The 11696-nt window shown below is 49.7% G+C and carries 9 protein-coding genes; 8 read left to right on the top strand and 1 reads right to left on the bottom strand.

What is annotated here, in order from left to right; genetic code table 11:
• Positions 1-204 precede the first annotated feature (204 nt).
• Entirely contained in the window at positions 205-1386 is a 1182-nt protein-coding gene (locus AC6ESP_RS12250) for an MFS transporter (RefSeq protein ID WP_497097008.1), read from the bottom strand.
• Positions 1387-1529: 143 nt separating this feature from the next.
• Between AC6ESP_RS12250 and AC6ESP_RS12245 the strand changes: the two genes are divergently transcribed.
• The 8 genes from AC6ESP_RS12245 (at position 1530) to AC6ESP_RS12210 (ending at position 11666) form a co-directional block, all read left to right on the top strand.
• A complete protein-coding gene (locus AC6ESP_RS12245; RefSeq protein WP_497097007.1) occupies positions 1530-2405 on the top strand; it encodes a LysR family transcriptional regulator in 876 nt (291 codons plus the stop codon).
• Positions 2406-2606: 201 nt separating this feature from the next.
• Positions 2607-4274 carry a response regulator gene (locus tag AC6ESP_RS12240; protein ID WP_497097006.1) on the top strand — a complete coding sequence of 556 codons (1668 nt, stop codon included), beginning with the start codon at positions 2607-2609 and terminating at the stop codon, positions 4272-4274.
• Positions 4264-6087: a cache domain-containing sensor histidine kinase gene (locus AC6ESP_RS12235; RefSeq protein ID WP_497097005.1), complete on the top strand. Its 1824-nt coding sequence runs from the start codon at positions 4264-4266 to the stop codon at positions 6085-6087. The genes AC6ESP_RS12240 and AC6ESP_RS12235 overlap by 11 nt, the downstream gene beginning before the upstream one ends.
• Positions 6080-7060: a substrate-binding domain-containing protein gene (locus AC6ESP_RS12230; protein WP_497097004.1), complete on the top strand. Its 981-nt coding sequence runs from the start codon at positions 6080-6082 to the stop codon at positions 7058-7060. Before AC6ESP_RS12235 ends, AC6ESP_RS12230 begins: the two co-directional genes overlap by 8 nt.
• A gap of 166 nt (positions 7061-7226) precedes the next feature.
• Positions 7227-8279 (top strand): galactose ABC transporter substrate-binding protein, encoded by a 1053-nt coding sequence (locus AC6ESP_RS12225; protein WP_497097003.1) that lies wholly within the window; start codon positions 7227-7229, stop codon positions 8277-8279.
• A gap of 84 nt (positions 8280-8363) precedes the next feature.
• Positions 8364-9920 carry a sugar ABC transporter ATP-binding protein gene (locus AC6ESP_RS12220; protein WP_497097002.1) on the top strand — a complete coding sequence of 519 codons (1557 nt, stop codon included), beginning with the start codon at positions 8364-8366 and terminating at the stop codon, positions 9918-9920.
• Complete coding sequence (gene mglC / locus AC6ESP_RS12215) at positions 9898-10917, top strand: galactose/methyl galactoside ABC transporter permease MglC (protein ID WP_497097001.1); 1020 nt, start codon at positions 9898-9900, stop codon at positions 10915-10917. The genes AC6ESP_RS12220 and mglC overlap by 23 nt, the downstream gene beginning before the upstream one ends.
• A 185-nt stretch (positions 10918-11102) precedes the next feature.
• Positions 11103-11666: a beta-class carbonic anhydrase gene (locus tag AC6ESP_RS12210; RefSeq protein WP_497097000.1), complete on the top strand. Its 564-nt coding sequence runs from the start codon at positions 11103-11105 to the stop codon at positions 11664-11666.
• Positions 11667-11696 lie beyond the last annotated feature (30 nt).

Genomic DNA, 11696 nt, shown 5'->3' with positions numbered 1-11696 from the left:
GTAATGGTGGGTTTTATGTTACTGGGGACTAGATCGAGCCGAAAATGAAAGAAATAAAGTCATTAGCTAAAGAAATAAGGTGCTTAAGTACACGATTCACTAGTATTACAAGGGGTATTCCGTTGTGAGGTCATAGGATTGAGAGAACTGCACTCCAATGTTAGTTATTGGGGTGCAGTTCATTTTGGGACAGCCACGTATTAGCTATCGATTAGTGCCTAATGGAAGCTCCGACTTCTTATTCCCTATGATAGCTTGAACGAATATCTGCAGCACGATGATGGCCGCCAGCAGGTAGAAGGGCTGGGCGAAGCTTCCGGATAGATCATGAATGCGTCCAATGAGGATAGGCCCAGCTGCTCCAAGAATATATCCGCCGGATTGCACCATCGCAGACCATGCATTGGCTTCGCCTGCATTTCTAGTCTCATCGATTGGCAGCATGAGCGCGATAGGGAACAGACCACCGGTTCCGATGCCAAGAGGAATCGCTGCCAGCCATGGGCTGACGGATAGATTCAGCATCAGAATGCCAATCAGCTCCAGTAAGGAGCAGCCGATCAGCCACCATACCCGGCCCCGGAATCGTTGAACAGCCATGGGAATGAATAAGGTAGCAGGCAGAGAGATAAGCGTCAGCATCGTCTGGATGCTGCCAGCCGTTTCCTTCGAGTAGCCCATACTAATGACAGCTGGTGCAAACCAGGTGGTGATGGAATAGAAAATGGCAGCCATAAGTCCGAAGAACAGCATGAGCAGCCATGCTCTATAGCGGCGAATAGGAATGCGTGCTGCTGTGCTTGCGATGGCTGGCTGCTCCATTCGCTGCCGCCGTATAGCTGCTGCGAGCCGAACCCAGACGGGTATGGCAATAACAGCAAGCAGTGCCCATACGCTAAGAGAGGCGCTCCATGAACCGTCAAGCTGCTTCTGCAGAGGCACCGACAGCCAGATGCTGAGGACAGCTCCCACTACCATCGCGGTGGAATATACACCGACCATGACGGAAGCTCTGCTGGCGAAATAACGTTTGATGAAGCCTGATAATAAAGGTCCCATTATAGCAATGCCGACTCCTGTTATGACGGAGGTTGCCAGTAGAGAATAGGTGGTATGGGTCAATAGACGAAGCCCAGTTCCTACACCTATTACGGCCAAGGCGATCAAGAGTGCTCCCTCCGTGCCCCATCGTCTGCCCAGCTTGACGGCTAAGGGAGCGAATATCCCCATGCAGAGGACGGGAAGGGAGGTTAACAAGCTGACCATTGAACCGCTAATGCCCAGATTGTCTTGTATCGTTCCTAGAAGGGGAGGAATCGATGTAATGGAAGGCCGCAGGTTAAGCGCGGCAAGAATAAGCGCGAGAATCAAATAAATCGTTCGCATCGAGACTGATCACTCCTGTATTGAATGTGTAGCTGTGAGCGTTAGCCAGCCCAGGAGACTAGTATATAAGGAGTAAATTAATTGAACAATACTATTATTTCTATTATAATGATTGGAAATTCCAATGATTAAGGAGGGCTGTAGTGGAAATTCGTCAGTTAGAGAACTTTATTGTCGTCTGCAAGGAGCTGCATTTCACGAGAGCTGCTGAGAAAATCGGAATCGCTCAGCCGACGTTAAGCCAGCAAATTCGGTCATTGGAGGATGAGCTGGGCTTGCCGCTATTCGACAGAGTCGGCAAAAAAATTAGGATGACGCAGGCTGGTGAGCTGCTGCTGGAATACAGCAATGAGATGGTGCGCCATCTGGAGAATGCTCAGGATGCCATTGCAGAGCTGCGTATCGGGCAGCGAGGAACGTTGGTGATTGGCGTGCTGCCGTCAGATTTGGATTATCGGATCACGAGTCTGCTGGTCGATTACCATGCTGAATGTCCCAAGGTGAAGCTGAAGCTGGTGTCCTCTATTTATGTGCTGAACCAAGTGCTCGAGAATGAAGTGGATTTCGGTATTGCACTCACCTCATTGCCTGATGAACGACTCGTACAGATTCCGTTATCGACCGAAGAATATGTATTGGTGGTATCGGAACAGCATGAATGGGCAGCTCGTGAGTCAATCACAATTGAGGAGCTGCGCCAGGTTCAGACCATTATGTTCCCAGAAGGGTTCACAGGAAGAGATTTAGTAGACAGCTATTGTCGGAAATATGGATTCGCCTTACAGACGATAATGGAGACAGCCTCAGCGACATCTATTATCAGCTTGGTGAAGGCCAATATCGGCGGAACGGTACTGCCATACCCGCTGATTCAAGCGATGGAAGAGCCGGCGCTGCGCTGCATTCGTATCTCGGACGATGCTCCAATTAGGAGCTTCGAAATCGTATACCGCTCGGACCGTTATCTTGGTCATTCTGCCCAAGCCTTTATTCAACGAACGATAGATTATTTCAAGTGATTATAGAAAATGCGTGAGCCTGAGAATGATAGGCCCCTAAGGCTAATCTGTTTGTATGCTTCCCCTGCTCATATGGTTATATGCCACAACCTTATTATGGAAATTCAGTCCACAATTGCAATTCGTTGTGGATTTTTCTCGTTGCAAGGATAATAATAGCAATCAATAGGAGTAAGCAGGGAACAATGAGGAGGAATTGTGGTGTATAGAGTGCTGTTGGTCGATGATGAGGCGGATGTAAGAGAGGGGCTTGTTCAGGAGATCAATTGGGATGCCTGTGGATTTACCGTAGTGGGGACGGCAGAGAATGGACAAGAGGCCATGGAGCTTGCTGATCGCTTAGAGCTGGATGTGGTCATTACGGACATCAGCATGCCCTTTCAGAATGGACTGAAGCTCTCTGAATGGCTAAGAGCTCATTATCCGCTCGTTAAGATTGTCATCTTAACCGGCTATGATGAATTCGATTATGCTAGGCAAGCGATCCAGCTAAGCGTCGATGAATATTTGCTCAAGCCATTCTCCGCTGACAGCTTCACGGAGCTTCTTCACAAAATCAGACATCGGATCGAAGCTGAGGTTGCTCAGCGCGAGGATGTCCAGCAGCTGCAGGAGCATTATCGAACGAGCCTGCCTCTGCTTCGGGAGACCTTTCTTGCTTCGCTGCTGACACGCAAGCTATCCCGCTCGACCATACAAGAAAAAACGAAAAACTATAATATACAGCTGACCGGCACTAGGTATACCGCTGCTGTCATTGCTCTGCATTCGCCAGACGAAGCCGGCAAAGCAGGGTCGGAGCATTCGCTTCGCTATTCCGGGGATCTCGATCTGATGCTGCATGCCATGCTCAATATTGCCAAAGAGATTAGTGAAGCCCAGTCTATTGGAAGCGTTCTTATCCATCAGGATCGCATCGTGCTCCTGGCAATTGATGAGTCCAGCCAAGAGGAAGCATGGCTTATAAGGCTGCAAGAGACGCTGGAGAGCATTCTGAAGAGCATTGTTCATTACTTGAAGCTGTCGGTAACGATAGGCGTAGGCTCAGTCGTAACCGACATTGCCAATATTAAATATTCATTCGGAGATGCGCTGCTCGCTCTGGATTATCGTCTTGTGCTGGGCTCGGAGAAGGTTATATTCATCCACGATGTGGAGGAGCGCCGCGGGGAGAAGCTGCGATTCGATGAGCTGAAGGAGCAGGCCTTGATTCGTAGTCTGAAGGTTGGAACGCTAGACGAGCTGACCGAAGCGGTGGAGGCGATATTCAGCGATCTATTGCATGCGACTCATGCCTATACCGATATACAGGTCTATCTGCTCGAGGTCGTTACCGCCGTTCTTCGGACAGCGAAGGATGCTGATATTGATCTGGATGAGATATTCGGCGCAGGCTTCCAGCTGCATACCGAAATATTCAAGTTCTCAGGTCTACAGGATGCGCAGCGGTGGTTCTATGACCTATGTGCACGAATTATGAAGCATATATCCAGCAAACGGCAGCATACCTACAAGGATATTGTGGAGAAGGCGATCCAGTATACGAAAGAGCATTACACAGATCCAGACATATCGATTCAGATCCTGTGCTCCCATCTCCATATTAGCACCGGTTATTTCAGCGGGGTATTCAAGAAAGAGGTCAGAATGACATTCGTGCAATATCTGATGTTCATTCGTATGGAAGCGGCGAAGGAGCTGCTGCGGACATCGGAGCTGAAGGCGTTCGAGATCGCAGAGCGGGTAGGCTTCGCCGATCCGAATTATTTCAGCTTTTGCTTCAAGAAGCAGGTAGGCATTTCACCCAAGGATTATCGGAGCCGGAGTCTGACAGCAGCTGGAGAGGGGCATGCAGGTCATGAGTCCTAAATGGAGGAAATCTCCGTCTGCGGTTAAGCGGTGGATGGAGCGGGTGAAGGCAAGCAGCATTCAATCGATTATTATGTGGTCTTTCTCGATCTCCATCCTACTTATTGTTCTGATTGTGGCTGTGCTGCTCTATGATAAATTCTCACGAACGGCAGAAGAGAACGTCTTTCTAAGCACGCAGCAGATTGTCGACCAAGTCAGCTATAATCTGGAGGATTATGTGGATGGAATGGCACAGCTCTATCGAACGATTGAGAACAATATGCTGATGGATGGCAAGTGGGATGATGAGATGGTGACCAAGCAGCTGGATACCGTTATGAACAGCCGTGATGATATCGTGTCGATCGCGTTATTCGATGATACAGGCGAGCTGCTGAGGAACCATCCTTCCTTGCCCGTGAGACCCAGCGCGCATATCTCCCAGCAGAGCTGGTTCCATGCAGCCCTTCGGGTACCGGATCATCTAAGCTTCTCACTCCCACATGTGCAGAATCTATATGATGGCACTTATAAATGGGTCGTCTCCATGAGTAAAGGCATTACCGTCGTTCATAACGGCAAGCCGATGAACGTTATTCTTCTGGTTGATATTAATTTCAAAAAAATAGATGAGCTCAGCAGTCGAATTAGTCTAGGCAAAAGAGGCTATGTCTACATTATTGACGAAGGTGCAGGGAATATCGTCTACCATCCGCAGCAGCAGCTGATCTATATGGGGCTGCGAACGGAAAGTGTTGAGAAAGCGCTTACCTCTTCAGCGAGCTATATGGATGAATCAGCCGGGGTGAAGCGGCTTAACACGGTGAAGTCGGTCGTGAATATTGGCTGGAAGGTCGTCGGCGTCTCTTATTTGGATGAGATCATGACGACCAGAGCAGAGGTGAATCAATATTTGGTTCGAGTTGTTGCCGTTGCTCTTATCTTCGCCATTCTGATATCCATGGTGCTGGCTACGATGCTGACTAGACCGATCAGACGGATGGGCAAGACGATGAAGGCTGTTGAACGGGGAGACTTCAACGTAGAGCTGCCGATGAAGGGTCCATTAGAGGTTGTGCAGCTGTCCAGCCGCTTCAATCTCATGCTGAACAAGATTAGACAGTTAATGAAACAGATCATCGTTGAACAGGAGTCGAAGAGAAAATATGAGCTTGAAGCGCTGCAAGCGCAGATCAATCCTCATTTTTTGTACAACACGCTGAATTCCGTCATTCGTATGGTCGGCATGAGCAAGAACGAAGAGGTTATCACGATGATTACCTCCTTGTCGAAGCTGTTCCGCATCAGCTTAAGCAAAGGGAAAACGACGATTACTGTTGGCGATGAGCTGGAGCATGCCCGCCATTATTTGACGATTCAGCAGATGCGCTTCAAGAGGAAGTTCGACTTCACCATTGAAGCTGATGAGGAGGCATTGTCCTGCTACACGCTCAAGCTTGTGCTGCAGCCCCTCATCGAGAATGCGATTGTGCACGGTATTGAATACATGGTGGACGAGGGTATGATTGCGATCAGTGCACGGGTGCGGGATAACATGCTTGTGCTCGAAGTAGCGGATAATGGCGTTGGGATGTCCCCTGAGCAGCTTAGTCAAATGCTGGCTAGAGTAGATGCGCAGTCAAGTGACATGGGACATGATAATAGCTCTGGCTCTGGAGTAGCGGTGCATAATGTGCATGACCGTATCCGGCTTTATTACGGAGCCCAGTACGGGCTTGATTTCGAGAGCGAGCAGGAAGTAGGGACGACAGTCCGTGTCTATATCCCCATTATGAAGGAGAGACAGGAGGAGGCTCATGAGGATGCATAAACGATATACAAAGAAGAGAATGATCCTGCTTAGCTTCATTCTGGTGCTGCTAGCCGTGTGGCTCGGTGCATGCTCTTCTGCTCAGAATGAGGAGCTGGCGCCGCTGCGCATTGTTCTTGTTGCTCCTGTGCACGCCAATGAGCAAGGGGATGCAATGCGGCTTGGCGCCGATGCGGCAGGCAAGGAATTCGGAGCCCAGCTGGAATATATATCGTTCGAGCCGAATGAGGATGCGCAGGAGCAGCTGGATGCGGCATTGGAGGCTGTAGAGAACGGAGTTTCGGCCGTGTTGATCGATCCTGCCGATGAGTCTGTGCTTGCTGAGCTCACAGCTGTTACCTCGGGCAAAGGGGTACCTGTTGTAACGCTTAATGATGAACGTACAGCCAAAGGAGAGATGGCGGCAATCTCTTTGGATAACCGTGAAGCCGGCAGGCAAGCGGGCGAAGCGATGGCGGAGCTGCTAAGCGATAGTGGCACAGTGGCTATTATGCAATCAGATCGGGAGAATCCGGACCTGCTGCAGCGTGAAGCGGGGATCAGAGAAGCGCTGGCTGAATATGAAGCGATTCATATTACAGATAGTGTGGCCTGCGGCAGCCTGCGGGATGCTTGCTGGCAAGCCTCGAAGCAGCTGCTTGATCGCGAGCAGGTGGATGGGATTCTAGCTCTAGAGGGTCAGGCTTCACTAGGGCTGTCGGATGAATTGGAGCGGCGTGAGCTGCAGGGGAAGATTAACGTCGTCTCCTTCGGAAGTGATACGGAGATGCTGGAGCTGCTGCAGGATGGCATTATTCATAAGCTGGTTGTGCAGAATGGCTTCAGTACGGGCTATCTAGGTGTGAAGCAGGCGGTAGCTCTGCTCGCCGGGGAACGGGTGGATAAGTCTGTCCTGCTCGAGACAAGGGTTGTTGATGCGGATAATATGTTCTGGATGGCTAACCAGAAGATGCTGTTTCCATTCGTTCAATGAACAGCTTCAGCTGAGGATTACGAATAAGTGATGAGAATTTTGATAGAAAACAGCAGAATATTGCATTCGAATCCATTTAACGATCCATCATAATGAGGGTAGACGCTGAGACGCAGGGCAATGCTGCTTATCAGTGAAAACAGTTTGTTCAGGGAGGTCTACACAAGTGAATAAGAAATGGATGCTTGTGCTTTTGACAGGAATTATGCTGACTGCGGCTGCATGCAGCAATGGCGGAGGCAACACCAACACGAACACGAACAGCGGAACCAATGGGGGTTCAAGCAGCACACCTAAGGTCGGGGTAGCGATCTATAAGTTCGACGACACGTTCATGACTGGTGTAAGGAATGCAATGTCAGATGCGGCCAAAGATAAGGCGACTCTGGATATCGTAGACAGCCAGAATGCACAGCCGACACAGAATGAGAAGGTCGACCTGTTCATCTCCAAGAAATATGATTCGATGATTATCAATCCGGTTGACCGCACGGCGGCAGGCGTCATTATCGATAAAGCGAAGGGTGCAGATATTCCAGTTGTATTCCTCAATCGCGAGCCAATTGCTGAGGACATGAACAAGTGGGATAAAGTATTCTACGTAGGAGCGAAGGCAGAAGAGTCCGGCACAATCTCCGGCCAACTGATCGTGGACTACTGGAAGGCCAATCCGACAGCAGATAAGAATGGTGACGGCAAGCTTCAGTACGTAATGCTGACAGGCGAGCCAGGACACCAAGATGCTGAGCTTCGGACGAAGTTCTCTGTACAAGCGATTCAAGACGCTGGCATAGAAGTGGAAGCTCTCGCAGAGGATACGGCAATGTGGGACCGCGTGAAGGGTCAAGAGAAAATGCAGACCTTCCTCGCTTCGCATGGCGATAAGATCGAAGCGGTTCTTGCGAACAATGACGATATGGCACTCGGTGCTATCGAAGCATTGAAAGCTGCAGGCTACTTCACTGGTGACAAGTTCATACCTGTTGTAGGCGTTGATGCTACAGCACCAGCTATTCAAGCGCTGCAAGATGGCACCCTGCTTGGAACGGTTCTTAATGATGCCAAGAACCAAGGAGCGGCTTCCGTAGCTATCGCGGCTGCCCTGTCCCAAGGTGAAACGCCAACGAAAGAAAATATCGGCTTCGATATTACGGATGGCAAATATGTGTGGATCGCTTATAAGAAGATTACCAAGGATAATGTAGCCGACGCACAATAATCTTATTCGGATTGAGGGGCAACGGCAGCAAGCGGCGTTGCCCCTTGATTGTGATTATAGGTCCGTAATGTGGGAGGGAAAGCAATGGCGGAGCCAAACGTACTGGAAATGCGAGGAATTTCGAAGGCCTTTCCCGGAGTGCAGGCACTGAGTGATGTGACACTGAAGGTCAAGCCAGGAACCGTGCATGCCCTTATGGGGGAGAATGGAGCGGGCAAATCAACCTTGATGAAATGCTTGTTCGGCATCTATAAGCCGGATGAGGGTGAGATTTATATTAACGGCGATAAAATGGTCATTAACAATTCGAAGGATTCGTTGAACAGCGGCATATCAATGATTCACCAGGAGCTGCATCCAGTTCCTCACCGTAATGTCATGGAGAATATATGGCTTGGACGATTCCCGATGTTCGGGTATGGGCCTTTCAAGCTCGTTGATGAAAAACGAATGTATGAGGATACCATGAACTTGTTCCGCGACCTTGAGATTGATATTGATCCGCGTGCCCGAACGGGCTCCCTATCCGTATCCAAGATTCAATCGCTGGAAATTGCAAAAGCCGTATCCTTCAATTCGAAGGTCATTGTGATGGATGAGCCGACCTCCTCGCTCACGGGCAACGAGGTAGAGCAGCTGTTCAGCATCATTAATCGGCTTCGGGGGCGTGGTGTATCCATTATTTATATATCGCACAAAATGGAAGAGATTCTGAGGATCTCAGATGAAGTCACGATCATGCGGGACGGCAAGTATATCGGCACTTGGTCGGCTGGTGAGTTAACAACTGATCTAATTATTACACGAATGGTTGGGCGCGATCTGAAGGAGCGCTTCCCCGAGCGAACGAATGTCCCTGGAGAAGTGCTCATGAAGGTGGAGAAGCTGTCCTCCACTAATCCAAAGTCCTTCCAGGATGTATCCTTTGCGCTGAAGCGTGGTGAAATTCTAGGCTTAGGCGGTCTTGTTGGTGCGCAGCGGACAGAGCTGGTTGAGGCGCTGTTCGGTCTCCGGGGTGTTGCCTCAGGAACGATCTCCATCGATGGTAAGACGGTGAAGATTAAGTCGCCTGCCGATGCGAAGAAGCATAATATCGCACTCCTGACAGAGGAGCGCCGGGTAACTGGTATTTTCCCTGTGCTGTCTGTCTACGAGAATACGATTATTGCCAATCTGGGGCGTTATCAGAACAAGTTGGGTCTGCTAGATGAGCGTAAGGGCAAGGAAGAGGCTGCAATCAATGTGGAGAAGCTGAGGACGAAGACTCCGTCTGTAAATACACAGATTCGCAATCTGTCAGGAGGCAATCAGCAGAAGGTGCTGCTGGCGCGCTGGCTGCTCACGGACCCTGAGATTCTCTTACTCGATGAGCCTACTCGCGGTATCGATGTTGGCGCCAAATTCGAGATTTATACCATTATCACCGAGCTTGCGAAGCAAGGGAAGAGTATTCTTATGATTTCCTCGGAGATGCCGGAGCTGCTTGGAATGTCTGATCGCATTATGGTGATGAGCGAAGGGCGTTTGACGGGCATTGTAGAAGGCAAGCAGGCAACAGAGCAAGAAATTATGCGACTGGCGGCGCAGCAGCGAATGGCTGATTCAGGAGGGATAATCAATGAACTCGCAAGCAATGTTTAAAGTTAGAAATTATTTGGCGCAGCGTGCCATCTTTGTTGTATTGATCCTGCTCGTTATTGGTATCGCTATTGCGGACCCGAACTTCCTGGCATTCTCTACCCTTCGGGACATTTTGCAGCAATCCTCTACGAGACTCATTATTGCGCTTGGCGCAGCATTCATTCTGATTACGGGTGGTACAGACTTGTCATCCGGGCGTGTTGTCGGTCTGACAGCTGTTATATCCGCTTCTATGCTGCAGATTGATACGTATGCGAACCGTTTCTTCCCGGATCTGCCGCAACTATGGGTCGGTCTGCCGATTATCGTCGGCATAGTGGTCGGTCTTACAGTAGGTCTTGTGAATGGTCTCATCGTAGCGAAGCTGCATGTGCCGCCGTTCATCGCAACCCTAGGTACGATGGTCGGCATCTACGGTCTTAACTCGCTATACTTCGACATGGAGCCGAATCAATCACAGCCAATCGGCGGACTACGTCCAGACTTCACGAAGTGGGGCTCAGGCTTCATCGATCTGGGCGGCGGCTACACGATTCCTTATATCGTTATCGTAGCCGTTATCGTCGCGTTGATCTGCTGGGTGGTCTTCAACAAAACCCGCCTTGGCAAAAATATGTACGCAATCGGCGGCAACGTTCAAGCGGCTCATGTGTCCGGCATCAATGTTGCGCGCAATCTCATCATGATCTATGCGATTTCCGGTGCGCTCTATGGGCTTGCTGGCGTCATGGAGGCTGCCCGTACGGGCGGTGCCACGAACAACTATGGCAATATGTATGAGCTGGATGCCATTGCAGCTTGTGTGGTCGGCGGTGTATCTACTGCTGGCGGTGTAGGTACGGTTCCTGGCGTTGCAGCTGGGGTATTGATCTTCGGTGTTATCAACTATGGCTTAACCTATATCGGCGTCAGCCCGTATTGGCAGCTTATTATCAAAGGCCTTATCATTGTTGCTGCGGTTGCATTCGATATCCGCAAATATATGGCGAAGAAATAATAACCTTTATTCATCCTATAGCTATTGTACTGTAAGAGCCGCCTGTCAAATAATGGCGGTTCTTTTTATTTTGCTAGCTCACAAATATAATGATAAAATTAGAAGAAATAGATAAGCGGCGGTTCGAAGTGGACATCTGCTCAGACAGGTGGACAAGAGCTCCGCATGGATATGGAGGTAATTATATGTCAATCGTACCTAGCTTGGTTGAGTTTAACAAACAATTCGTTGCAGACAAAAAATACGAGGATTATTTGACAGACAAATTTCCAGATAAGAAAGTAGCCATTCTTACCTGCATGGATGCAAGGCTTAGCGTACTTCTTCCGAAGGCGCTAGGATTCAAGAACGGTGATGCCAAGTATATCAAGAATGCTGGCGCTATATTGACCCAGCCCTTCGGCAGTGCCATGCGCAGCATTCTGGTTGCGGTGTATGAGCTGGGAGCGCGTGAAGTAATCGTAATCGGCCATCACAACTGTGGCATGACGGAGATTGAGCCAGAGCGTATGGTGAAGAAGTTCACCGAGAACGGCATTGATCCATTAGTAATAGAGACACTCGAGAACTCGGGAATCCGGATGGAGAAGTTTCTGCGAGGCTTCGAGCAGCCAGAGGAAGGCGTTATGCACAGCGTCAAGATGATTCGCAAGCATCCGCTGTTCCCAGAAGCCATTCCCGTTCATGGAATGGTCATGGACCCGGGGACGGGTGCTATCGACATTATTGTTGAGGATTATCGCGAATAGAGCGGAGCGAGTATAACATAATGAAGGAGC

The organism is Paenibacillus xinjiangensis (assembly GCF_059686975.1).
Note: the sequence above shows the minus strand (reverse complement) of the source record. Positions and strands in the feature narration are given on the sequence as shown.

What these genes read in the sequence shown, in the direction of transcription:
- mglC (WP_497097001.1), top strand. Translation starts at nt 9,898, where the DNA reads ATGAACTCGCAAGCAATGTTTAAAGTTAGAAATTATTTGGCGCAGCGT.
- AC6ESP_RS12230 (WP_497097004.1), top strand. Translation starts at nt 6,080, where the DNA reads ATGCATAAACGATATACAAAGAAGAGAATGATCCTGCTTAGCTTCATT.
- AC6ESP_RS12250 (WP_497097008.1), bottom strand. Translation starts at nt 1,386, where the DNA reads ATGCGAACGATTTATTTGATTCTCGCGCTTATTCTTGCCGCGCTTAAC.
- AC6ESP_RS12220 (WP_497097002.1), top strand. Translation starts at nt 8,364, where the DNA reads ATGGCGGAGCCAAACGTACTGGAAATGCGAGGAATTTCGAAGGCCTTT.
- AC6ESP_RS12235 (WP_497097005.1), top strand. Translation starts at nt 4,264, where the DNA reads ATGAGTCCTAAATGGAGGAAATCTCCGTCTGCGGTTAAGCGGTGGATG.
- AC6ESP_RS12210 (WP_497097000.1), top strand. Translation starts at nt 11,103, where the DNA reads ATGTCAATCGTACCTAGCTTGGTTGAGTTTAACAAACAATTCGTTGCA.